This is a genomic window from Streptomyces akebiae, assembly GCF_019599145.1.
Lineage (GTDB): Bacteria > Actinomycetota > Actinomycetes > Streptomycetales > Streptomycetaceae > Streptomyces > Streptomyces akebiae.
This window is the reverse complement of sequence record NZ_CP080647.1, coordinates 3351815-3374223: the sequence shown is the minus strand read 5'-3', so window position 1 is coordinate 3374223 and position 22409 is coordinate 3351815. Positions and strand designations below refer to the sequence as shown.

Genomic DNA, 22409 nt, shown 5'->3' with positions numbered 1-22409 from the left:
CTGGGAGGGTCGGGAGCCGTACCGGGGGGACGGCCAGATTTGACGAGTTGACGGATCGTCACCCGGGCTAATGGGTACACGAGTCAGGAATGCGAGCACCGGTGCAGAAGACGCGGCCTCGGCGCGCAGGCAAGCAGGCAGCCTCGAAGGCCTCGGCGGCCTCCCCGAACCAGCAGGGGACGGCACAGTCCGGGGCCCCGGCCGTCGGCACCGGGCGGAAGGCGCACGTACGCAACCGGCTCATCGTCGCCGTGGCCGTCGTGGCCGCCGCCATAGCGGGCGCCGGGGCACCTTCGATCCTCGCCGCCTCGGAGCAACTGCACGAGACCCAGAGCCTCGTCACGCTCGCCGAGCAGACCCAGGAGGCACTCACCCTCGCGCACGCGCTCGCGGACGAGCGGGACGAGGTCACCGCGTACATCGCCGCCGGGCGCCCCAAGTCGGCCGCGCCCAGCGAACAGCGCAGTGACCGGGTCGACACCCAGGCCGAGGAGCTGAGCGCCGACACCGACACCTCCGCCGCTCTGCGCGAGGACATCGCCTCCATCGCCGGCGTGCGGGAATCGGCGCTCTCCGGGAAGAGCACCGCTCTGGAGGCGCACACGGCGTACACCGCCGTCGTCACCGAGCTCCACGCCCTCGCCGAGGAACTGGCCGCCGAGCTGCCGCCACGCGCGGGCGGCGGCGCCTACGCCCTCGCCGAACTCGACACAGCAGTCCAGCAGGCCGCCGCCGCCCGGGGGCTGCTCGTCGCCGCGCTCAGCGTCCCGACGACCACTCAGACGGTCATCGACCCCACCACCGGACTGCCCACCACCACGACCGGCGCCTCGGCCGCCGACGAGAAGCAGCGCGACGCCCTCACCGCCGTCGCCCAGCAGGCCCGCGTCCGTTCCGACGCCGCCCTCGCCCACTTCCGCGAGACCGCGCCCGCCGCCGGACGCTCCTCCTACGACGCCACGGTCACCGGCCCCGAGGCCGACGCCGCCGACGAGTACCTGGCGGACCTCACCGACCAGCCCACGCTCTCCGGCAGCGAGGCGGGCACCAGCGCGGAGAAGGTCGGCGCGGCCCTCTCCGCCCGCGTGGACCTGATGCGCGGCGCCGAGTCCTCCCTCTACGACCGGCGCACCAAGGACCTCGCCCAGCTGCGCGACGAGGACGTCACCGCGCTGGAGATCAGGGTCGCCGTCCTCGGCGCCCTGATGCTGCTGGCCGTCGGTGTGGCCACCGGCATGGCCCGTTCCCTCACCCGCCCGCTCGCGGTGCTGCGCATCGGCTCCGCCCGGGTCGCCGGCGACCCGGCGAACGAGGAACCGGTCAAGTTCACCGGCCGCAACGACGAGTTCGCCCAGGTCGTGCGCTCGGTCAACGCGCTCCACGCGCATGCCCTCGCCCTGCACGAGCGGCTCGCGCCCCTGGAGGGCGACCGCAAGCACCTCATCGGCCAGCGCCAGACCATGGCCGACGACCGCGACCGGCTGCGCGCCGAACTCGCCGAGGCGACGGCCCATCTGACGAAGGTCCAGCACAGCGTCCACGCCACGTTCGTGAACCTCGCGCTGCGCACCCTCGGCCTCGTCGAGCGGCAGCTCGCCGTCATCGAGTCCATGGAGGAGCGCGAGCAGGACCCCGACCGGCTCGCCACCCTCTTCAAGCTCGACCACTTCGCGACCGTCATGCGCCGCCACAGCGAGAACCTCCTCGTGCTGGCCGGTCACGAGCACGTTCAGCACCACGCCGGGCCCGTCCCGCTCGTCGACGTCGTCCGCGCCGCGGTCAGCGAGATCGAGCGGTACGAACGCGTCCGCATCGCCGCGCTGCCGCCGGGCGCGCACGTCGCCGGGTTCGCCGCCGACGACCTCAGCCACCTCCTCGCGGAACTCCTGGAGAACGGCACGTCGTTCTCGCCGCCGGAGATGTCCGTCGAGGTCACCGGCTGGCTGATGGAGAACGGCGAGATCACCCTCTCCGTGCAGGACGGCGGTATCGGGGTCGCCCCCGAGCGGCTCGCCCGGCTCAACTCCCGCCTCACCGACTTCGACCCCGAGGCGCCCTACGAGCAGGAGGACGGCGAGGGCCTCGGCCTCGGCCTGTACGTCGTGGCCCGCCTTGCCCACCGGCTCGGCCTGCCCGTCCGGCTCCAGCCGCACGGCTCGGGCGGCACCGCCGCGGTCGTCGTCCTGCCCAAGGCGCTGCTGGCCCCCACGCCCGCCGTGCCCGTGGGAACACCGGTCTCCGTCACGCCCCAGTTCTCGCTGCCGGGCGCCGACGCCGAGGCCAACTCGAACGTCCTGCCCGGCCGATCCGTCGCCGTACGCGAGCCCGCGGGCGACGGCGACCCGCTCATCGAGGCGGCCGAGCGGGCACTTCAGGCGAGGGAGGCCGTGGGGACGGCCGCCGACGCCGCAGAGGCCGCCGGGAGCGTCGTACCGGAAGACGACGAACCCGAGGCCGCATCCGGCCCCGACACCGAGGCCGCATCCGGCCCCGACACCGAGGCCGCATCCGGCCCCGACACCGGGGCCGGAGCCGGACCCGCGTCCGGGGCCGAGTCCGTGTCCGAGACGACGATGGAGCTCTTCGCTCCGGTGACCCCGGGGAAGGGCGCCGACGAGGAGAGCGACGAGGGCTTCGCCGCTCACGACACCGACACCGACACCGACACCGACGGGGACGCCCCCTACCCGGGCGAATCCGACACCCATGAGCGGGCCGCCGACGAGGGGAACACGGCGGGCGCGACCGAGGTGTCACGGGCCGGCACGGAGGGGCCACGGGGTGAACCGACCCCGCGCCTCACCGACAAGGGCCTGCCCAAGCGGACGCCCAGGATCACCGCGCCGGCACCCACGACCCCCCGGCCACGGGTGGGCGGCGTGAACGCCGAGGAACTGCGCCGTCGGCTCGGCGGGTTCCACCAGGGGGCCAGGGAGGGGCGGCGCGACGTCGAGGCGGAGATCGCCGAGCAGTCGGGTGAGACACGGATGCCCGTGCCCCATGAGTACCGGACAGAGGCAGTTGACACCACGGGGGGCACTTCCGAGGAGGAAAGCAGTTGACCGCGCCCATTACCTTCGGACTGAGCAGTGAAGCCCGCAACCTGCACTGGCTCCTGACCAACCTGGTGGAGGAGGTGCCGGGGCTGCTGTCGGTCGCGGTGGTCTCCTCCGACGGCCTGCTCCTGCTCTCCTCCGACCCCGGCAGAAACGCCGAGGCCCGCGAGGCCCGGGAAGAGCGGCCGCAGGGCCCGCGGGGCTCCGCCGCCGACCTGGCCACCATCGTCTCCGGCATCGGCAGCCTCACCATCGGCGCCGCCAAACTGATGGAGTTCGGCGGCGTCAAGCAGACGATGGTCGCGATGGCCGAGGGCAGCCTCTTCGTGATGTCCATCAGCGACGGCTCGCTGCTCGGGGTGCACGGCTCCCCGGACTGCGACATGAGCGTGGTGGCCTACCACATGGCGCTCTTCGTCGGCCGCGCCGGCCATGTCCTCACCCCGGAACTCCGCAGCGAACTGCGCAAGTCCCTGGAGGCCGAGTCCCAGCGGGAGACCGAGGCGGCCGGGAGCCGTCGATGAGCGGCCCGAGGAAGAGCAGGCCGCGCGCCCCCGAGTCCGGCCCGGTGAAGAGGACGGCCGTGCCGCACGGGGCGGCGGGCGCGAAGGGCTCCAAGGGCGCGAACAGGCTGCCCGTGCGTGGCGGCGACCGCAAACCCGCCCGCGTACGCCCTTACTCGCTCACCGGGGGCCGCACCCGCTTCGGCCACGTCCTGCTCGTGGAGACGTTCGTCGCCGTACTCGAAGCCCCGGCGGAGCGGCCGAAGTTGGCGAATGGTTCACTCAACACCAAGGTGATGCCCGAGATGCGGGCCATCGTCGAACTCTGCCGCCGTATGCGGACGGTGGCGGAGATCGCCGCGCTGCTGAAGATGCCGCTCGGTGTGGTCCGCGTCCTCCTCAGCGATCTCGCGGACCAGGGAAAGATCCGTGTGTACGGAACAGGTCACGGACCGGGACAGCCGGACCGCGCTCTGCTGGAAAGGGTGCTGAGTGGACTCCGCCGTCTCTGACGCCGCCTCGGCCGGCGTCAACCCCGACGCCCCGGCCGGCGTCACCCCGGGCGTCGACGACGACGCCCCCCGCGTCGAGATAGACGCGGGCGCTCCTCGTCTCGACGCGGACGCCGTGCCTGCCGGTCTCGGCACGCACGGCGTCGGCATCGACACCGACGCGGCCCCGCCCGGGGGCTACGCCCGGGCCGCCTCGCGCGGTCTCGACCGGCTCGCCGAAGCGGAGGCCGAAGCCGACCCGGCGGGGCCGGGCGCGGAGCCCGAGGAGGAGCTGAAGCCCTGGCAGTCCGACCTGAGCCGGGCCCCCATCGCCACGAAGATCGTGGTGGCGGGCGGCTTCGGCGTCGGCAAGACCACCTTCGTCGGCGCGGTCTCCGAGATCACCCCGCTGCGGACCGAGGCGCTGATGACCGAGGCCAGCGCCGGCACGGACGACCTCTCCGCGACACCGGACAAGCTCACCACCACCGTGGCCATGGACTACGGCCGCATCACCCTCGACGACGACCTCGTCCTCTACCTGTTCGGCACGCCCGGGCAGGAGCGGTTCTGGTTCATGTGGGACGACATGGTGCGCGGCGCGATCGGCGCGGTCGTCCTCGCCGACACCCGCCGACTCGGCGACTGCTTCCCCGCGCTCGACTACTTCGAGAGCTGTGGACTGCCGTACATCGTCGCGGTCAACGCGTTCGACGGCAGTGTGCGCTACGAGCCCGAGGACGTACGGGACGCGCTGACCGTGCCCGACCATGTACCTGTCATGATCATGGATGCGCGCAAGCGGGCCTCCGCGATGGAGACCCTGCTGGCGCTGTGCGCCCACGCGATATCCCTCAGCCCCGAATAGTCCCCGAGCGGGACGACACGGGACGCCACGGACGAACCAGGAGACCTGTCCGGATGCGGAAGATTCTCGTCGTCGGAGCCGGCCAGTCCGGGCTGCAGCTGGCCCTCGGGCTCCAGTCGCACGGGTACGAGGTCACACTGATGTCCAATCGCACCCCGGACGAGATACGCGCCGGCCGCATCATGTCCACCCAGTGCATGTTCGACTCGGCCCTGCGCCACGAGCGCGACCTCGACCTCGACTTCTGGGGCCCCCAGGCGCCGAGGATCGAGGGCGTCGGAGTCTCCGTCGCCGGCCCGGACGGGCAACGCGCCGTCGACTGGGTCGGCCGGCTGCGCGGTTACGCACAGGCCGTCGACCAGCGGGTGAAGATGGCCGGCTGGATGGAGACGTTCTCCAGGCGGGGCGGCCAACTGGTCGTCCACGGCGCCGCGGTCTCCGACCTGGACTACTTCTCCCGCGTGTACGACCTGGTGCTCGTCACGGCGGGCAAGGGCGAACTGGTGCGGATGTTCCGCCGCGACGCCGCCCGCTCGCCCTACACCGAACCGCAGCGCGCGCTCGCCGCGGTGTACGTGCACGGACTGGGCCCGCGCCCCGAACACCCGGAGTTCGACGCGGCCCGCTGCAACCTGGTGCCCGGCGTCGGCGAACTCATCGTCCAGCCCGTCCTCACCACCTCCGGGCGTGCCGACGCCCTCTTCTGGCTGGGCCTGCCCGGCGGCCCGCTCGACGTCTTCGAGGGCGTCCGGGACGCGGAGGGGCAGCTCGCGCTGACCCTGGACCTCATGAAGCGGTACACACCCTGGGAGTACGCGCGGGCCGCGGACGTCGGGGTGACGGATCCCGGGGCGGCGTTGACCGGCCGCTACACACCGGTCGTGCGGCACCCCGTCGGGCGGCTCCCGAGCGGCGGGCTGGTGCTGGGGGCCGGGGACGTCGTGGTGGCCAACGACCCGCTCACCGGGCAGGGGGCGAACTCGGCGACCAAGTGCGCGGCCGTGTACCTCTCGGCGATCCTCGACCACGGGGACGGGGAGTTCGACGAGGTGTGGATGCGGCGGACGTTCGAGCGGTTCTGGCAGATCGCGGGGCCGGTCACCAAGTGGACCAACACGATGCTGGCTCCGCCGGCCGAGCACGTCATGGAGCTGGTCGGGGCGGCCGAGGGGCTGCCGGTGGTGGCGGATCGATTCGCCAATGGCTTCGACGACCCGGCCGATTTCGAGGGGTACTTCTACGAGGCGGAGAAGACCCGCGCGTATCTCGCGGAGGTCGCGGGAGCTTAGGGCGGGCGCCGTGGGGGTGCTCGCCGCATGCCGGGGCTCGCCGCATGCCGGTGCTCGACGGCTGCAGGACGCGGGCCCGGTGGGGCTTCTCGCGCCGTTCCTCGCGCCCCTGCGAGCCCCGGGGCGCTCAGCGGCTTCGGCCGGGCGCGGGCTCGTCGGTGTCCTCCGCCTTCCTGAGGTCGGCCAGCTGGGCCGGGGTGAGGGAGGCGAGGAGTTCCTCGATCTCGTCCAGGCGGTCGGACGCGGTGTCGTGTTCCCTCCTGTGCTGGGCCGCGAGGGTGAGCTGGCGGTCCAGGGCCACGCGGGCCCTGCGGGCGAGGGTGTCGGTGTCCTGTTCGCTGCCGACCAGGCGCTCGATCGTCTCGGCCCGCTCCTGAGCCACCTGTCCGATCACGTGCCCCTGCTCCAGCGCCCGGTGCGGGTCACGGCTCATCAGCAGCCGTACGTAGGGGGAGAGCGCGGTGCTGCTGTTCTGGTACTGCTGCCGGGCAAGTCGGCCGGCCGCGCCCCGGCTGTCGTGCAGGGAGAGGCGGGCCGCCGCGAGCCGGTGGTCGAGCCTCGCCACCTCGCCCCGCTGTTTCCTGAGCTCCTGGCCGGTCCTGCCGTACGCCTCGGCGGCCTTCTCGGCCTCGCGGTGCAGCCGTCGCAGATCGGTGAGGAGGTCGGCGACCGAGCGGCCCTCGGGGGAGGGGGACTCGGCGGGGGTGTCGGCGGCGGTGTCGGTGTCGGCGGGGGTGTCGGCGGCGGGCGGTGCCGGGGCGGCCATGACGGGTGCGGGGGCCGTGGTGAGCAGGGCGCCGGCCGTGAGGGCCGTGACCGTCGCCGTACCGACCAGACGCAGAAGCCTTTCTGACACGACATCACCTCCGGTGCTCAGGTGGGCCGTCCACCTCGCACCGGCAGGATCGGGGGAGGGGGAGGCGGCCGCGCGCCGGGTGGACCGTTCGGTGCCGGGGTGTCACTCGTCGGTGGGGCGCGGCCGCGCGGGCGGCGTGGCGGATTGTCCGTCCGCGCTGTCCGGGGTGCCGGCACCCGCCGGGGCGTCCGGCTTGGACCAGGGCCACCTCAGGCGGCGCCGGGGGTCCGCGTCCGGGGCGTACTCGTACCTCCACAGCTGGTGCAGCAGGCCGCCCCGTCCGGCGTCGACCCGGCGGTAGACGAGGACCGTCGGCGGGCCGCCGGCGGCGTCGGGCACCGGGACCCGGTACGTCTTCGGGGGGTGCCCGGTGATGCCGAGCAGCACGGGCAGGACGCGCCCGTCGAGGGGGCCGCCCACGAAGGGGGTGTCTTGGCTCTTCACCGGACCAGTGTCACAGCAGGTGGCCGGCGTCACCGACCACGGGCAGGATGCGGCGGGCCAGGGCCCCGACGGCGCCGTCGGGGGTCTCCACGGTGAGGGCGTGCCGTACGACGGCGGCGGTCTGCGGGTCGCGGCCGGCGGTGGCGGTGAGACAGGCGACGAACTGCTCGACGAGCCAGTCCCGCAGCTCGCCGACGTCCGGCTGTTTCCCCTCGTCGAGCCAGATGAGGGAGGCGGCCTCCACCGAGGTGATCCACATCCGGACGGTCATCCGCAGCCGGAGCCCCGGCTCGGCCGCCTCCAGGTGGCGCAGGATGTGGTCGGCGGCGGCCCGCCGGACCCCGTCCACGATGGCCGTCGCCCGGGAGGTCTCCACGACGCTGCCGCCCTGGAGGAGGGCGCTGAAGCCGGTGTCGTGCGTGTCCACGAAGTCCAGATACCGGTCGAGGGCGCGGGCCAGGCGGCTGGTGAGGGGGCCCTCGGCGGGCTCGTCGAAGCAGTGCTCCAGCTCTTCCGCCGCCGTGCGCAGGGCCGCCTCGTAGAGCTGCTGCTTGCCGCCGGGGAAGTAACGGTAGACGAGGGGCCGTGAGACGCCGGCCGCCTCCGCCACGTCGTCGAGGGAGACGTCCTCGGGCGCGTGGTGCGCGAAGAGCTCCAGGGCCGCGTCCAGCAACTGACTGCGCCGCTCCTCGACGCTGAGCCGACGGTACGCGCGGGTGGGGGCCTCGGACGTCATACCTCGCAGCGTACGGGCTGCGCCGCCGGGCCGGGGGTGTGGTGGGGCGAGGGTGCGTTGGGGTGCGTTGTCGGGTACGGGTCCGGTGGGGGTTGCTCGCGCAGTTCCCCGCGCCCCTGAAAAGCAGGGGCTGCGCCCCGTGCTGTTCGGGCCCGCAGGGCCGTGGTCCTTCAGGCCCGCAGGGCCTGGGCTTTCAGGGGCGCGGGGAACTGCGCGAGAAGCCCCACGCACCCGTACCCGACAACGCACGCCGACGCACCCCGACGCACCCTCACCCCCTGACGCGCCTACGGCAACAACCCCGACGACCTCCACATCCGCCGCCCCGCACCCCGCAGCACCCCGATGTCGTCCAGGAAGTCCGTCAACCGCTTCGCGCCGGTCTGCATGATCTCGCGACGGTGCCCACTGGCCCGCACCTGGGCGACGGCCGCCCGCTGGTCGAGGCCGACGTTCGAGTAGACCTCGGGATTGACGAAGGCGACGGAGAAGACGCGGGCGAACTCGCCGGACGTGACGCGGGTGAAGCTCCGGGACAGCCGGGGCGCCGTCACCATCTGACGGCGCAGCTCCTCCCGGGCGTACCGCACGTGCCGGGCCTCCTCGACGACATGGATCCTGGTGACACCCCGGATCAGCGGTTGGACCCGCTCGTCGGGGAAGGTCAGCCGCTGCATCCAGTCGAGGATCTCCTCGCCGAGCAGGGTCGCGGTGAAGGATCCCGGCGTCGTCGAGATCGTCTTGAAGACACGGCCCAGGTTCTGGTGCAGCCGGCTCACCGGGTAGTACGGGGTGCCGCCCTTGCTGATCAGCCGGGCGAACATCTTCGAGTGCCGGCACTCGTCCTCGATCTCGGTGAGCGCGTAACGCACGTGCGCGCTGGTCGCGGCCCGGTCGTAGATGTGCCGGACGAGCAGCTGCATGAGGATGATCTCGAACCAGATGCCGAGGGAGGCCAGTGCCGCGGCCTCGTGCTGGGACAGCGCGATGCGCTGCTCCTCCGACATCTTCCGCCACATCGGCGTCCCGTACAGGGACACCAGCTCCGGCGGCCAGAACCACTTCCCCTCTTCGAAGGGGGCGTCCCAGTCCAGTTCCTTGTCCGGGTCGAAGGAGTGCTTCGCGGAGGAGACGAGCAGCCGCTCGGCCACCTGTTCCCGGTCCTTGAGGAGCCCGAGCGCGTCGCGCAGCACCGCCGCCTCCGACTCGGGGTTCGTCGAATCCAGCGAGGTCACCGTAGTCATGGCTGTCGCAGCTCCTCGTACGGGAGTTCAGGGAGTTACCAGCGGTCACCGCTTATGAGACTACTTGTCAGCAAGGCCGTCAATCCTTTGTGCGTGACTTGTGCAGTAGCGTGCTGGCGTGTCCATGCCTCCATCGCCTCAGCAGCCCTACGGCCAGCAGCCGCCGCACCAGGGGCCGTACGGCCAGCAGCCGTACCCGTCGCAACCGCAGCCACAGCCGTACGGTCAGCACCCGCACGTGCCGCAGCAGTACCCGCCGCAACCACAGCAGTACGGCGCGCCCCACCCCGGCGGCCGGCAGCCCACGCCGCCGCCGAAGAGCAGGGTCGGGCTCGTCCTCGGGCTCGTCGGCGGGGTCGTCGGGCTCGTCGTGCTCGGGGCCGTGGGCCTGTGGGTCGTAGGGACGCAGAGCACCAGCGGATTCCCGGAGGCCGAGTACAAGCTGGCCCTGCCCGAGACCGTCCTCGACGGTGAGTACAAGCTGGCCCAGGACCTCTCCGACAGCACGGGGCGGCAGGTGGAGGACGAGGCGGAGGGCGCCTGGGACGCCCGTGACGTCACGGCCGCCGTCGCGCAGTACGCACCCCGGGCGGACGGGGCCGAGGGTGCCCTGATCGTCTCGGGCATGTACGGCCGGTTCAAGAACACCGACGCCGCCCGCGACAACATGCTGAAGGGCGCGGCCGGGGTCAGCAGCATCACGGTGGTCGTGCCGCCCGAGGACTACACCCCGGGCGACTCCGACCTCACCATCAGCTGCCAGGTCGTCACCCAGGACCAGGCGGGCAGCGAGATCACGTACCCGATGTGCGCCTGGGCCGACGGCAACACCGGCGCGTCCGTCGCCGAGCTGAGCGTGGAGAGCGTCGGCCGGGACGCCTCGGAGGTGGACGTGGAGGCCTTCGCGGAGCGCACCCTTCAGGTCCGCTCCGAACTCCGGCAGCCGATCAGCTGAGGGCCGCGTCCGGCGCGACGGGCTTCGGCGTCGGCTCCGCGACGAGCTCCGCGGGTCCGGCCGGTCCGGCCGGTCCCGCCGGGAACGATGTGCGCAACGTGAAGGCGTACGGGGTCGGGCCGTGGGCGCGCAGGTGGAGGATCCGTTCCTCCGCCTCGGCCACGGTGGGCCGGTGACCGACCGGGACCCACCACAGGGCGGTCACCGCCTCGCTCAGGCGCTCGAACCACTCCCGCCTGCGGGACAGCAACTCCCGGTGCTGCCCCTGGTACATGAAGGAGGTCAGGGCGTCGGTGTCCCGCCACACCGACATGTTGATGATCAGCCATTCGTCGCCGAGGACGGGGATGTCCGTCGCGTTGCCGGAGTCGCTCTGCAGGCGCCAGACGAAGCCGGGGGAACGGTCCGCGACCGCGTTCACCGGGTCGAGGGCGTCGACGAAGTCCTTCAACAGGGGAGAGTCCAAGGGGGCTTTGAGGCGGGCGATGTTGACCTGGGCGAGTTCGTGCGTGGCGGTCGTCATGGGCGCACGATAGGTCGGGCCGGGGACGGGACCACATCGCTTATCTCAGATGGTGGGCATGGTCGGGCATGGTCGGTACGGCGCACGCCGGTTGAGCCGCCGGCTCAGTTGCCCGTACCCCCGACGGGGCGCCGCCCTCAGCCGGAGGCCCTCAGCACCGCCCGCATCACCTCCCTCGCGATCGGTGCCGCGTCCCCGCCCCCGCTGATGTCGCCCCGTACCGCCTCCGCGTCCTCCACCACCACCGCCACGGCCACCTGCGGTTCGATCGCGTCGTCGGACTGGGCCCAGCCGATGAACCAGGCGAAGGGCGTGCCGGAGTTGCCGATGCCGTGCTGGGCGGTGCCGGTCTTGCCGCCGACGGTGGCGCGGCGGAGGGCGGCGTTGGCGCCGGTGCCGTCCTCGACGACGCCGCGCATGAGATCGCGCAGGCGCCGCGCGGTGGTGGGCTCCATGGCCTGGCGCAGGGGGTGCGTCCCCGAGCCGGCGACCGTGCGGCCGCTCGCCGTCGTGGTGCGTTCGACCAGGTACGGCGACCGCACCGAGCCCCCGTTGGCGACGGCCGCCGTGACGAGCGCCATCTGCAGGGGCGTGGCCCGGGTGTCGTACTGGCCGATGGAGGAGAGGGCGAGTTGGGCCCGGTCCATCTCGGTGTCGAAGCTGCTGGGGGCGACCGAGAAGGGGATCCGCAGGCCGGAGTCGTTGAAGCCGAAGGCGCGGGCGGTGTCCGTCATGGCGCGGAGGCCGACGTCCACGCCCAGCTTCGCGAAGACCGTGTTGCAGGACCACTCGAAGGCATAGCGCAGCGAGGCGTTCTCGCAGCCCTCGACCTCGTTGGCGAGGGAGGTCGTGGTGCCCGGCAGGGTGTAAGGGTCGGGGGAGCGGGTCGGGGCGTCGAGGTCCGTGACCACCCCGGTGTCCAGTGCGGCGGCCGCCGTCACCACCTTGAAGGTCGAGCCCGGCGGATAGGTCTGCCGCACCGCCCGGTTGAGCATCGGCCTGCTCGCGTCCCCGTTCAGCCGCGCCCACGCCTCGGCCGCCTCGGGGCCGTTGCCGGAGAGCACGGAGGGGTCGTACGACGGCCGGGAGACCAGTGCCAGAACGCGTCCGGTGGCCGGTTCGAGCGCGGCCACCGCGCCCCGGCGGGTGCCGAGGCCCCGGTACGCCGCGCGCTGGGCCGCCTCCTGGATCGTGGTGACGACCGCGCCGCCGGCGTTCTGGTCACGGGTGATGTCGTTCCACAGCGGGAGGAAGGACAGCAGCGGGTCGCTGCCGTCGAGGACGGAGTCCTCCGCGTGCTCCAGGAACGTCGTCCCGTACACCTGCGAGGCGAAGCCCGTGACCGGTGCGTACAACGGGCCGTCGCGGTAGGTCCGTTCGTAGCGGAGCTGCTCCCCGGTGTCCTTCGAGCCGGTGACCGGGCGCCCCCCGACCACCATGTCCCCGCGCGGCTGGCCCCAACGGGCGATCTCCGGGCGGCGGTTGGCGGGATTGTCGTCGTAGGCCCGGGACTGGAGGACCTGGACGCGGGTGGCGTTGACGAGAAGGGCCAACAGCAGCAGGGCGCACAGGGCGGCGGCCCGGCGGATGTACCTGGTCATGCGCCCCGGCCCTCCCGGACCTCGCCCCGGCCTTGGTGCTCCGTGCCCTGGTGCGCGCCCGTCGGCGGCGGCCCGGGGGCGTACTGCCTCCGGGAGGAGTCGCTGAGCCGCATCAGCAGCGCCACGATGACCCAGTTGGTGACGACGGAGGAGCCGCCCTGGGCGAGGAAGGGCATCGCCATGCCGGTGAGCGGGATGAGGCCGGTGACACCGCCGGCGATGACGAAGACCTGGAGGGCGATGATCGAGGCGAGGCCGGTGGCGAGGAGACGGCCGAAGGGGTCGCGCAGGGCGAGGCCGGCCCGGTAGCCGCGCTCCACCAGCAGGGCGTAGAGCAGGAAGATCGCGGACAGTCCGGCGAGGCCCAGCTCCTCGCCCGCGGTGGCCAGGATGAAGTCGGACTTGGCGGCGAAGCCGATCAGGGTCGAGTGGCCGAGGCCGAGCCCGGTGCCGAGCAGCCCGCCGGCGGCGAACGCGAAGAGGGACTGGGCGAGTTGGTTGGCGCCCTGCCCCGCCTCGATCGACGCGAACGGATGCAGCCAGTCCTCGACGCGGCTGTGGACGTGCGGTTCGAGCCAGCCGACGGCGCCCGCGCCCACGCACGCCAGCAGCAGTCCCACCGCGATCCAGCCGGTGCGGCCCGTGGCGATGTACAGCATGATCACGAACAGGCCGAAGAACAGCAGGGAGGTGCCCAGGTCCCGCTCCAGGACCAGGACGCCGACGCTCAGCAGCCAGATGGTGACGATCGGGCCGAGGACCCGCCCGGTGGGCAGTTGAAGGCGTCTGAACCGCCAGATCTGACGTCCGGCGTACGCCAGCGCGTTGCGGTTCGCCGCGAGATAGCTGGCGAAGAACAGCGCGAGCAGCACCTTCGCGAACTCGCCCGGCTGGATGGAGAACCCGGCGATCCGCACCCAGATCCGGGCCCCGTTGACCGGCGGGAAGAGGATCGGCAGCGCCAGCAGCGCGAGCGCGGCCACCACCGAGACGTACGCGTACCGCTGGAGCACCCGGTGGTCGCGCAGCAGCGCCACCACCGTGATGAACAGCGCCACCCCGAGCGTCGACCAGTTCAGCTGCGCGGGCGCCGCCTGGTCGGCCGGGGTCTCCAGGTCGAGCCGGTGGATCAGCACCAGACCCAGGCCGTTGAGGAGTACCGCGATCGGCAGCAGCAGCGGATCGGCGTACGGCGCCCGCAGCCGGACCACCAGATGGGCCAGCAGCGCGAGCACGCCGAGCCCGGCGCCGTAGTCGGCGGCGCCGGGCGGGACGGTGCCGTTCTTGGCAAGACCGACAGCGCAATAGCCGTACACGGAGAGCAGGACGGCCACGACGGTGAGGGTGAACTCGACGCCTCGGCGCCGGAGCAGGCGTACGGCGGGCGGCGGGGACGGATCCGAGGGATCCACCGCCAGGGTCGTTCCGGCCTTGGTGGTCATGCCCGGAACTTACCCAAATGGAATGCCTTGTGTGTCTTGTCGCTCAGGCGTCGCACCAGCGTGGCGTCTTGAAGGGGGCGATGTAGCGGGCCGAGCCCCAGGCCCAGGAGCCGTCGACGAGCAGGTACCACTGCCGGTTGCCGTCGGCGCTCTGGCCCTCGGCCCGGCAGTAGATCTTGACGATCTCGCCGTGGTGCGCGACCCGGATGACCGAACCTCCGCGGGTCGGCGCGCTGCGCAGCACGAGGCCGGTGCGGGCGACGACCTCGCCGTCGACGAGCTGCTCGCTCTTTCGGGGGTCCTCCTGTTCGACACCGGCGGCGGGAGTCGTGGCCGCGAACGCCAGAAGGGCGCCACCGGCAGCGGCTATGCCGAACCGCATGAGCAGAATCCGCAGGGACATCTGATGCTCCTCCAGGAAAAAAAGGGGGCGAGGGTGACCATTCGCCACGTTAGGAGGAGGGGGGAGAGAGCGCCTTTCTCAATGGGCCATCAGGGCAGCGCCCCTGCAAGGGGGGGGCACGGGCCGGTGTCCGCTGTACGGCTGCGCCGCGTGGGCGCGATCAGTCCGTACCGGCCGGCAGTCGCAGCACGGCCAGAGCGCCCCCCTGCGGAGCGTTCGCGAACTCCAACCGCGCCCCCAACACCTCCGCCTGCCCCACGGCGATGGTCAGCCCCAGCCCGTGCCCCTTGCCGGCCCCTTCCGTACGGAACCTCTGCGGCCCCTCGGTCACCAGGTAGTCCGGGAACCCGTTCCCGTGATCCCGCACGCTCACCTCCGCCCCCTCCACGGTCAACACCACCGGGGGTGCCCCGTGTCTGTGGGCGTTGGCCACCAGGTTCCCCACCACCCGCTCCAGCCGCCGCCGATCCGTCTCCACCGAGGCGTCCCGCACGACCCGCACCTCGGTGTCGCCGCTCGCGTGCGCGGCCACCCGCTCCGCCAGCTGCCCGAGCCGGATCGCGTCCAGTTCCAGCCGCTCGCTCCCCGCGTCCAGGCGGGAGATCTCCAGCAGATCCTCGGTCAGCGTCCGCAACGCGGCGACCCGGTTCCGCACCAGCTCCGTCGGCCGCCCCGCCGGCAGCAGCTCGGCCGCCGCGTGCAGCCCGGTCAACGGCGTCCGCAGCTCGTGCGCGACGTCCGCCGTGAACCGCTGCTCGCCGATCAGCTTCCGCTGCAGCGTGGACGCCATGGTGTCGAGCGCGGCGGCCACCGCGGCCACCTCGTCGCGGTAGCGCGCCGGGTCCGTCGTGCGGGGGTCGCCGACCCGCGCGTCCAGGTCGCCCGCGCTGATCCGCCGGGCCACCTGGGAGGTCGTGCGCAGCCGCCGGGTCACCCCCCTGACGCCCAGCGCGCCGAAGATCAGGGTCACCCCGATCGCCAGCGCCGAGGAGCCCAGGATGGCCCGGTCGAGGTTCTCGATGGTGGCCGCACTCTGGGCGTAGTCGATCTGCACGGCGAGGGCGCGGCCGTCGGCGGGGGCGGCGGCCCACATCGAGGGGACCCCGGAGACGACCCCGACCATCGTGCCGCGTCGCCCGCTCACCGCCAGCTCCCGGAGATCACCCGGCAGGCCTCGCGGGTCGATCCCGGAATCGGGCGGGAGCCGGTTCCCGGCCTCGTACGCCCGTGCGGCCTCGTCGAGCCGGACCAGGGCCCGGGAGCGGGCGTCGCTCACGGTCCGGTTGGTGACGGAGACATGCACCAGGGCGCCCAGCAGCGCGGCCAGCCCACAGCACATGACCGTGATGAAGGCCAGCGCCTTCCAGGTGAGCGAGGAGGTCCACCGGGGCAGGCCGAACCGTTTCCGCCCGGTCCTCCCGGCGCTCACCCCGGCCCCACCGACGACGAGGCGGAGCGCGCGACGGGCGAAGGGGAGACGGAGGGGGAGACGGAGGGCGGAGCCGCGGGGGACCGGGACGGCTTCGCCGCCGCGCCCACGCGCAGGATCTCGTCTCGCGTGAGCAGCATCGCCAGCTGGTCCTCGTCCCAGGTCCACTGCGTGCGGTACTCGTAGCCGACGATACCCGCGGGGGAACGGATGATCACGGTACGGCCGGCCAGTTCGACCGCGAGCACGGCGTCGTCGTTCGCCAGCACCTGCACCAGCCGGTCCGCCTGGAACGTGTACATCCGCACCGCCGTCTGGTTGCCGGGCAGCAGCCGGAAGCCGAGCACCATGTCGTCGCGCCCGTCGCCGGTGAGGTCCCGGTAGTAGGCCTTGAGGACGGGGCACGCGGCTCGGGCGCGACCCTTGCCGCAGTCGGCCATGCGCGCGGCCGTTCCCCCGTAGAGGGCCTCGGACCCGGAGTACACGTCGGGATGCGCGGCGATCTCCGCGCGGACGACGGCCAGCGGGTCCACCTTGTGGATGTCCTCACCGGGAGCCTTGATGCCCCTGACCACCTCCGTCTCGGCCTCCCCGTAGTCGTAGGCGGGAGAGGAGGCGGGCGGTTCCCCGGGCCACAGCCGGGTCGGGCCGCTCGCGGTGGGTGTCGCGCCCGCGCTCACCAGGCCCCCGGAGTCGCCGCAGCCGCCCAGCAGCAGGGCGGCGGCCACGGCGGCGAAGGCGCCGACGGCAGCGCGCGCGGGGCGGCTCGGGGACACGGGACCGGGACTCCTGGGGGTACGGGTACGGGGAGGGCGGCTGTGGGGGAGGCCGCTGTGATCCCGTACACCCTAGTTCGTGCGGAAGTGCTTCTTCGTGACGGCTCGGTCGCGCACGCCCCGCTACTCGGCGGGCTCCTCCAGTTCCTCCAGCAGCCGGACCGTCGCCAGCCCCGTGTGCAGATACTCCACGAACAGCTCGTTGTGCAGCGCCCACGGTGAACGGCGGGTGCGGATCAGCCGGATCGCCTCCTCGGCGGAGTGCCCGTCGCGGATCAGCGCGTGCGCCACGACCAGACCGGAGCGGTTGTACCCGCTGTAGCAGCGCACGAGGACCCGTCTGCCGTCCTCCAGCGCGTCGCACGCCGCCTGTGCCAGCCGCATCACACCCGCCAGCTGCGTACCGTCCAGCGGCCCGTCCGGGATCGGCCACACATGGTGCTCGACACCGTCGTCCGGGCCGTGCCCCGGCAGCCGCAGCAGGGTCAGCACCAGATCGAACTCGTCGCGCACGACCGCGAATTCCACGCCCCCGGTACCGGTCGGCCCCGCGAACTCGTGCCCACCCATCCACAGCCCGGGCACGATCTCGCTCCACGGTTCCCTCGGAGCCGGGACATCGGGTTGCTTGCGCGTGCGCAACGGCGCCTCCCCCAGGCCTCAGGGCCCTCCTGACGGACCCCGGCCCTTGACGGCGGGTCGTCACCTCAAAGGTAGCCGGGTTCTTGCCGATGGAGCACCCCGCCTGTTCCCATGGTCGTGGGGTGATGGTGCATGAACCGACTGCGCGTCATACCGACCTGGCGTCACGGACGACAGCGCCTGTACGTGTGCCGGACCGACGGGAGGAACATCGCCTGGTACGACCGTGAGGCGGGCCGGGTGAACCTCCTCAGCGAGGAGCTGAGAGAGGACGTGCTGGCCGTCCTCGGCCCCTTCGTCACCGGCCCGGTCACGGTGGGGCCGCCGCCCGTGCCGACCCCCGCCGAACTGGCCCGCCTGAGCCTCCCCCCGGACGACGACCTTGCCCCCAACCGGCCCGGCGAGGCCCTGCTGATCTCCCTCGACCGCGCCCCCGGCCCGCCGCGCCGGCTGCGCCCCGACCCGCGCCGCCGAGCCCTGGCCGCCGAGCGGACGGTCGGTGACGCCCTGGACCGGCTGGAGGGCGCCGGCTGGCACACCCTGCACTCCGTGCCACTGCCCGGCGGCGATCGCATCCACCACCTGGTCGTCGGCCCCGGGGGCCTGTTCTGCGTCCGCTCCGTCCACGCCCGCAGGCAGCGGGTCGTCGTCACCGACCCCATGGTCGCCGTGGGCCGGCACGAGCCCCGCGCGCTCCTGCGCGGACTGCGCGCCGACGCCGACCGCGCCTCCTACGCCCTGACCGCCGAGGTCCGTCCGGTCCTCGCCCTCGCCGAACCCTCCGCCGTCGTGGTCACCACACCCCTGCGGGAGGTACGCGTCCTGCGCGACACGGACCTGTCGGAACTCGCCCGCGCCGGTGGGGTGCTGAAGCCGGCGGACGTGGAGGGCCTGCACGCGATGGCCCGCGACCGGCGGACGTGGACACGGGTGTAGGTCCTGACTGGCCCTGGACCACACCGGCGGTACCGCCGTCACGGCAGTGGTCGCGCGGCCTCCGGGTCCAGGAGCGGGGCCAGCAGGTCGCCGTAGTCCTGCAGCCGGGGGCCGATGTCCGGGGCGCGGAAGGACAGCCGCTCAGGGGCGCCGCACTCCTCGACCTCGGTCCAGGTCACCGGCGCGGAGACGGTCGGCTCGGGGCGGGCCCGCAGGGTGTACGGCGCGGCCGTGGTCTTGCGGGCGGCGTTCTGGCTCCAGTCGACGAAGACCTTGCCGGGGCGCAGACTGCGGGTCATCCGGTGGACGACCCGGCGGGGCATCGCCCGCTCCGCCTCGACGGCGAGTTCCTTGGCGTACTCCGACACCCGCTCCGAGGACGCCCCGCGCACCGCCGCCAGCAGATGCAGCCCCTTCGACCCGGACGTCTTCGCGTACGCCTCGATCCCGTCCGCCGCGAGCCGCTCCCGCAGCCAGCAGGCGACCTCGCAGCACTCGACGACCGTCGCGGGCGACCCGGGGTCCAGGTCGAACACCAGCCGGTCGGCCTCGTCGGAGGTGCGGACGGTCCACTGCGGTGTGTGGTACTCCACGACCAGGTTCGAGGCCCACATCAGGCTCGCCAGGTCCTGGACCAGCACCATCCGGGCCGGCCCCTCCATCCGCCGTACCTCGGCGGTGGTGACCCACTCCGGTGTGCCCGGCGGCACGTTCTTGGTGAAGAAGACCTGGCCGCCCGGCCCGTCCGGGTAGCGGAGGAAGGAGACCGGGCGGTCGCGCAGGTGCGGCAGCAGGGCGTCCGCCGTCGTGGCGTAGTAGTGCAGCAGCTCGCCCTTGGTGAAGCCCGTCGCCGGGTGGAGGACCTTCTCCAGGTTGGAGAGGGCGACCCTGTGGCCCTCCACCTCGGTGATCGGTGTCATGGGAGCCAGAATCCCATGATTCGGTGACGAAAGGGGCAAACGGTGGAGGGAGACGGGGTGTACCCGGAAGCCTCCGAGTGGTCCCCGCCCTCCCCCGTCCGCGCTCAGGCCCCCACGTACGCGGCCAAGTGCTCGCCGGTGAGCGTGGAGCGGGCCGCGACCAGATCGGCCGGGGTGCCCTCGAAGACGATCCGGCCGCCGTCGTGGCCGGCGCCGGGGCCGAGGTCGATGATCCAGTCGGCGTGCGCCATGACCGCCTGGTGGTGCTCGATGACGATCACCGACTTGCCCGCGTCGACCAGCCGGTCGAGCAGCCCGAGCAGCTGCTCCACGTCGGCGAGGTGGAGACCCGTGGTCGGCTCGTCGAGGACATAGACCCCGCCCTTGTCGCCCATGTGGGTGGCCAGCTTCAGCCGCTGCCGCTCACCGCCGGAGAGCGTGGTGAGCGGCTGGCCGAGGGTGAGGTAGCCGAGCCCGACGTCCGCCATCCGCTCGACGATCCGGTGGGCGGCCGGGGTGCGCGCCTCACCCTCCCCGAAGAACGCCTCGGCCTCGGCCACCGACATCGCGAGCACCTCGCTGATGTCCCGGCCGCCGAAGCGGTACTCCAGCACCGACGCCTCGAACCGCTTCCCCTCGCACTCCTCGCACGTCGTGGCGACGCTCTGCATGATCGCCAGGTCGGTGTAGATGACACCGGCACCGTTGCAGGTGGGGCAGGCCCCCTCGGAGTTGGCGCTGAACAGCGCCGGCTTGACCCCGTTGGCCTTGGCGAAGGCCTTGCGGATCGGGTCGGCCAGCCCGGTGTACGTGGCCGGGTTGCTGCGCCGGGAGCCGCGGATCGGGGTCTGGTCGACCGACACCACGCCCTCCTCGCTCGGGATCGAGCCGTGCACCAGCGAGCTCTTCCCGGAGCCGGCGACACCGGTGACGACGGTGAGCACGCCGAGCGGGATGTCGACGTCGACGTTCCGGAGGTTGTTCGCCGAGGCGCCGCGGATCTCCAGCGCGCCTGTGGGCTTGCGCACCGACTCCTTCAGCGCGGCCCGGTCGCCGAGGTGACGTCCGGTGACGGTGTCACTCGCCCGCAGCCCCTCCAGGGTGCCCTCGAAGCACACCGTGCCGCCCGCCGTACCGGCGCCGGGGCCGAGGTCCACGACATGGTCGGCGATGGCGATGGTCTCCGGCTTGTGCTCCACCACCAGCACCGTGTTGCCCTTGTCGCGCAGCCGCAGCAGCAGGTTGTTCATCCGCTCGATGTCGTGCGGGTGCAGCCCGATGGTCGGCTCGTCGAAGACGTAGGTGACGTCGGTGAGCGACGATCCGAGATGGCGGATCATCTTCGTCCGCTGCGCCTCGCCGCCGGAGAGCGTGCCGGAGGCCCGGTCGAGCGAGAGGTAGCCGAGGCCGATCTCCACGAACGAGTCGAGCGTGTAGTGCAGCTTGGCGAGCAGCGGCGCCACCGACGCGTCCTCGATCCCGCGCGCCCACTCGGCCAGGTCACGGATCTCCATCGCGCAGGCGTCCGCGATGTTGAGCGTGCCGATCCGTGAGGAGCGGGCCAGCTCGCTCAGCCGGGTGCCGCCGCATTCGGGGCACTGGGCGAAGGTGACCGCCCGGTCCACGAAGGCCCGGATGTGCGGCTGCATCGACTCGCGGTCCTTGGCGAGGAAGGTCTTCTGCAGCTTCGGGATCAGCCCCTCGTAGGTGAGGTTGACCCCGTTGATCTTCACCTTGGTCGGCTCGCGGTACAGGAAGTCGTGCCGTTCCTTCTTGGTGTACTTCCGGATGGGCTTCTCCTTGTCGAAGAAGCCCGACTCGGCGATGACCCGCACGACCCACCCGTCCCCCGTGTAGGTGGGGATGGTGAACGGATCCTCGGACAGCGACTTCGTGTCGTCGAACAGCTGCGTGAGGTCGATGTCGGAGACCGTGCCCCGCCCCTCGCAGTGCGTGCACATCCCACCGGTGCGGCTGAACGTCACCTTCTCCGTCTTGGTCTTGTCGGCGCCCCGGTCGACCGTGAGGCCGCCACTCGCCGAGACCGAGGCGACGTTGAAGGAGAACGCGCCGGGCGGGCCGATGTGCGGTCTGCCGAGCCGGCTGAAGAGGATGCGCAGCATCGCGTTGGCGTCGGTGGCGGTCCCGACGGTGGAGCGCGGATCGGACCCCATCCGCTGCTGGTCCACGGTGATCGCGGTGGTCAGCCCGTCCAGCACGTCCACCTCGGGACGGGCCAGGTTCGGCATGAAGCCCTGGAGGAAGGCGCTGTACGTCTCGTTGATCAGCCGCTGCGACTCGGCGGCGATCGTGTCGAACACCAGCGAGCTCTTCCCCGAGCCGGAGACCCCCGTGAACACCGTCAGCCGGCGCTTGGGGATCTCGATGCTGACGTCCTTGAGATTGTTCTCCCGCGCGCCGTGCACACGGATCAGATCATGGCTGTCGGCGGCGTGCGGCCCGGGAGCCTGCGCCTCGGTCCGCGCCCTCGTGGCCTTGGTCATCGTTCCTCCATCTGTCGGGCGGGGCCGCGTCCCACGCTCCCCGCCGGCGTCGCCCGTCCGACGTCGCCCGTCCGCTTCCGATCCGCTGGGAACAGGTCCGCTGCGTACCGTACGTGGGAGGGTGCGCCCGCCGGGTGTGTTCCGCGGGTCCGCTGCGGGCCGCCGCGCCTCTGCTCCGGGTGTGCCGCGCGTCCGCTGTTCGTCTTCGTACGACTACGACGGTCCTCTTCTACGACGGTCCTCTTCGCATCGCACGATGACGGCGGCCCCCGGATCTCAGACCTCCTGGACGCGGATCAGGTTGCCCGCCGGATCACGGACGGCGAAGTCGCGGACGCCGTACGGCTGCTTCGTCGGCTCCTGGACGACCTCGGCCCCGCCCGCCTCCAGCCGCTCGAAGGCGCCGTCGAGGTCGGTGGTGGCGAGGAGGACACGCGCGTACGTCCCCTTCGCCATCATCTCGACGATCATGCGCCGCTCGCCCTCGTCGACGGACGGGTCGACCGCCGGGGGCTCCAGGACGATGGACGTGTCGGGCTGACCGGCCGGTCCGACCGTGATCCAGCGCATGCCGTCGTATCCGCTGTCGTCGCGCACCTCGAAGCCGAGGACGTCGCGGTAGAAGGCGAGGGAGGCGTCCGGATCGTCGTGCGGGAGGAAGCTCGCGTTGATGGTGAGGTTCATGGCCCTCACGCTAGGGGCGCCCCACCCGGCCGCGCTTCTCGAATCCTGACCGGTCCGGTGGCGGGGCCCGGCCCGGCCGGTGGTGAGCCGGGCCGGGACGTCCAGGG

The 22409-nt window shown here is 72.5% G+C and carries 21 protein-coding genes; 7 read left to right on the top strand and 14 right to left on the bottom strand.

The genetic code is table 11. From position 1 onward, the window contains the following. Positions 1 to 89 precede the first annotated feature (89 nt). The 5 genes from K1J60_RS14345 to K1J60_RS14325 all read left to right on the top strand — a co-directional run bounded on the left by K1J60_RS14345 (position 90) and on the right by K1J60_RS14325 (position 6207). The gene (locus K1J60_RS14345; RefSeq protein ID WP_220646560.1) at positions 90 to 3062 is read left to right on the top strand and encodes a sensor histidine kinase; all 2973 of its coding nucleotides are present in this window, start codon (positions 90 to 92) and stop codon (positions 3060 to 3062) included. Beyond that, positions 3059 to 3580: a roadblock/LC7 domain-containing protein gene (locus K1J60_RS14340; protein WP_220646559.1), complete on the top strand. Its 522-nt coding sequence runs from the start codon at positions 3059 to 3061 to the stop codon at positions 3578 to 3580. The genes K1J60_RS14345 and K1J60_RS14340 overlap by 4 nt, the downstream gene beginning before the upstream one ends. After that, positions 3577 to 4071, top strand: coding sequence for a DUF742 domain-containing protein (locus tag K1J60_RS14335; protein ID WP_259407725.1), 495 nt, complete (start codon positions 3577 to 3579; stop codon positions 4069 to 4071). Before K1J60_RS14340 ends, K1J60_RS14335 begins: the two co-directional genes overlap by 4 nt. Before the next feature lie 271 nt (positions 4072 to 4342). After that, the gene (locus K1J60_RS14330) at positions 4343 to 4918 is read left to right on the top strand and encodes a GTP-binding protein (protein ID WP_259408262.1); all 576 of its coding nucleotides are present in this window, start codon (positions 4343 to 4345) and stop codon (positions 4916 to 4918) included. A gap of 53 nt (positions 4919 to 4971) precedes the next feature. Beyond that, positions 4972 to 6207, top strand: coding sequence for a styrene monooxygenase/indole monooxygenase family protein (locus K1J60_RS14325; RefSeq protein ID WP_220646557.1), 1236 nt, complete (start codon positions 4972 to 4974; stop codon positions 6205 to 6207). A 127-nt stretch (positions 6208 to 6334) separates the two neighbouring features. Here the strand turns inward: K1J60_RS14325 and K1J60_RS14320 are convergent, their stop codons facing one another. The 4 genes from K1J60_RS14320 to K1J60_RS14305 form a co-directional block, all read right to left on the bottom strand. Then, positions 6335 to 7063 carry a hypothetical protein gene (locus tag K1J60_RS14320; protein WP_220646556.1) on the bottom strand — a complete coding sequence of 243 codons (729 nt, stop codon included), beginning with the start codon at positions 7061 to 7063 and terminating at the stop codon, positions 6335 to 6337. Positions 7064 to 7165: 102 nt separating this feature from the next. Beyond that, positions 7166 to 7507: a hypothetical protein gene (locus K1J60_RS14315; protein ID WP_220646555.1), complete on the bottom strand. Its 342-nt coding sequence runs from the start codon at positions 7505 to 7507 to the stop codon at positions 7166 to 7168. Between the two features lie 10 nt (positions 7508 to 7517). Continuing rightward, positions 7518 to 8243 carry a TetR/AcrR family transcriptional regulator gene (locus K1J60_RS14310; RefSeq protein WP_220646554.1) on the bottom strand — a complete coding sequence of 242 codons (726 nt, stop codon included), beginning with the start codon at positions 8241 to 8243 and terminating at the stop codon, positions 7518 to 7520. Between the two features lie 287 nt (positions 8244 to 8530). Continuing rightward, on the bottom strand, positions 8531 to 9487 hold the full coding sequence (locus K1J60_RS14305; RefSeq protein ID WP_220646553.1) for an AurF N-oxygenase family protein: 957 nt from the start codon (positions 9485 to 9487) through the stop codon (positions 8531 to 8533). Between the two features lie 124 nt (positions 9488 to 9611). On the opposite strand from K1J60_RS14305, the gene K1J60_RS14300 reads away from it, so the two are divergent. After that, positions 9612 to 10442 carry a hypothetical protein gene (locus K1J60_RS14300; RefSeq protein WP_317619751.1) on the top strand — a complete coding sequence of 277 codons (831 nt, stop codon included), beginning with the start codon at positions 9612 to 9614 and terminating at the stop codon, positions 10440 to 10442. Here K1J60_RS14300 and K1J60_RS14295 read toward each other — a convergent pair. The 7 genes from K1J60_RS14295 to K1J60_RS14265 form a co-directional block, all read right to left on the bottom strand. Continuing rightward, a complete protein-coding gene (locus K1J60_RS14295) occupies positions 10435 to 10965 on the bottom strand; it encodes a DUF3291 domain-containing protein (RefSeq protein ID WP_220646551.1) in 531 nt (176 codons plus the stop codon). The two genes, K1J60_RS14300 and K1J60_RS14295, sit on opposite strands and share 8 nt — an antisense overlap. A gap of 137 nt (positions 10966 to 11102) precedes the next feature. Then, positions 11103 to 12566 (bottom strand): penicillin-binding transpeptidase domain-containing protein, encoded by a 1464-nt coding sequence (locus K1J60_RS14290; RefSeq protein ID WP_220646550.1) that lies wholly within the window; start codon positions 12564 to 12566, stop codon positions 11103 to 11105. Beyond that, positions 12563 to 14008, bottom strand: a complete 1446-nt coding sequence (locus K1J60_RS14285) for an FtsW/RodA/SpoVE family cell cycle protein (RefSeq protein WP_259407724.1) — start codon at positions 14006 to 14008, stop codon at positions 12563 to 12565. Before K1J60_RS14285 ends, K1J60_RS14290 begins: the two co-directional genes overlap by 4 nt. A 43-nt stretch (positions 14009 to 14051) precedes the next feature. Further along, positions 14052 to 14411: an SH3 domain-containing protein gene (locus K1J60_RS14280; protein ID WP_220646549.1), complete on the bottom strand. Its 360-nt coding sequence runs from the start codon at positions 14409 to 14411 to the stop codon at positions 14052 to 14054. A gap of 160 nt (positions 14412 to 14571) precedes the next feature. Beyond that, positions 14572 to 15840 carry a sensor histidine kinase gene (locus K1J60_RS14275; RefSeq protein WP_220646548.1) on the bottom strand — a complete coding sequence of 423 codons (1269 nt, stop codon included), beginning with the start codon at positions 15838 to 15840 and terminating at the stop codon, positions 14572 to 14574. After that, complete coding sequence (locus tag K1J60_RS14270; protein WP_220646547.1) at positions 15837 to 16616, bottom strand: hypothetical protein; 780 nt, start codon at positions 16614 to 16616, stop codon at positions 15837 to 15839. Before K1J60_RS14270 ends, K1J60_RS14275 begins: the two co-directional genes overlap by 4 nt. A gap of 123 nt (positions 16617 to 16739) precedes the next feature. Continuing rightward, positions 16740 to 17258 carry a protein-tyrosine phosphatase family protein gene (locus K1J60_RS14265; RefSeq protein ID WP_220646546.1) on the bottom strand — a complete coding sequence of 173 codons (519 nt, stop codon included), beginning with the start codon at positions 17256 to 17258 and terminating at the stop codon, positions 16740 to 16742. 132 nt (positions 17259 to 17390) lie between these two features. Between K1J60_RS14265 and K1J60_RS14260 the strand changes: the two genes are divergently transcribed. After that, the gene (locus K1J60_RS14260) at positions 17391 to 18194 is read left to right on the top strand and encodes a nuclease-related domain-containing protein (protein WP_220646545.1); all 804 of its coding nucleotides are present in this window, start codon (positions 17391 to 17393) and stop codon (positions 18192 to 18194) included. Between the two features lie 38 nt (positions 18195 to 18232). Here K1J60_RS14260 and ligD read toward each other — a convergent pair whose 3' ends face one another. The 3 genes from ligD to K1J60_RS14245 form a co-directional block, all read right to left on the bottom strand. After that, a complete protein-coding gene (ligD, locus tag K1J60_RS14255) occupies positions 18233 to 19114 on the bottom strand; it encodes a non-homologous end-joining DNA ligase (protein WP_220646544.1) in 882 nt (293 codons plus the stop codon). Between the two features lie 104 nt (positions 19115 to 19218). Continuing rightward, complete coding sequence (locus K1J60_RS14250) at positions 19219 to 21618, bottom strand: ATP-binding cassette domain-containing protein (protein WP_220646543.1); 2400 nt, start codon at positions 21616 to 21618, stop codon at positions 19219 to 19221. 276 nt (positions 21619 to 21894) lie between these two features. After that, on the bottom strand, positions 21895 to 22302 hold the full coding sequence (locus K1J60_RS14245; RefSeq protein ID WP_220646542.1) for a VOC family protein: 408 nt from the start codon (positions 22300 to 22302) through the stop codon (positions 21895 to 21897). Between the last annotated feature and the right edge of the window lie 107 nt (positions 22303 to 22409).

Coding starts and splice junctions, on each gene's coding strand:
- K1J60_RS14345 (WP_220646560.1), top strand. CDS start 90: ATGCGAGCACCGGTGCAGAAGACGCGGCCTCGGCGCGCAGGCAAGCAG.
- K1J60_RS14335 (WP_259407725.1), top strand. CDS start 3,577: ATGAGCGGCCCGAGGAAGAGCAGGCCGCGCGCCCCCGAGTCCGGCCCG.
- K1J60_RS14325 (WP_220646557.1), top strand. CDS start 4,972: ATGCGGAAGATTCTCGTCGTCGGAGCCGGCCAGTCCGGGCTGCAGCTG.
- K1J60_RS14310 (WP_220646554.1), bottom strand. CDS start 8,243: ATGACGTCCGAGGCCCCCACCCGCGCGTACCGTCGGCTCAGCGTCGAG.
- K1J60_RS14305 (WP_220646553.1), bottom strand. CDS start 9,487: ATGACTACGGTGACCTCGCTGGATTCGACGAACCCCGAGTCGGAGGCG.
- K1J60_RS14300 (WP_317619751.1), top strand. CDS start 9,612: ATGCCTCCATCGCCTCAGCAGCCCTACGGCCAGCAGCCGCCGCACCAG.
- K1J60_RS14295 (WP_220646551.1), bottom strand. CDS start 10,965: ATGACGACCGCCACGCACGAACTCGCCCAGGTCAACATCGCCCGCCTC.
- K1J60_RS14290 (WP_220646550.1), bottom strand. CDS start 12,566: ATGACCAGGTACATCCGCCGGGCCGCCGCCCTGTGCGCCCTGCTGCTG.
- K1J60_RS14285 (WP_259407724.1), bottom strand. CDS start 14,008: ATGACCACCAAGGCCGGAACGACCCTGGCGGTGGATCCCTCGGATCCG.
- K1J60_RS14280 (WP_220646549.1), bottom strand. CDS start 14,411: ATGTCCCTGCGGATTCTGCTCATGCGGTTCGGCATAGCCGCTGCCGGT.
- K1J60_RS14260 (WP_220646545.1), top strand. CDS start 17,391: ATGAACCGACTGCGCGTCATACCGACCTGGCGTCACGGACGACAGCGC.
- ligD (WP_220646544.1), bottom strand. CDS start 19,114: ATGACACCGATCACCGAGGTGGAGGGCCACAGGGTCGCCCTCTCCAAC.
- K1J60_RS14250 (WP_220646543.1), bottom strand. CDS start 21,618: ATGACCAAGGCCACGAGGGCGCGGACCGAGGCGCAGGCTCCCGGGCCG.
- K1J60_RS14245 (WP_220646542.1), bottom strand. CDS start 22,302: ATGAACCTCACCATCAACGCGAGCTTCCTCCCGCACGACGATCCGGAC.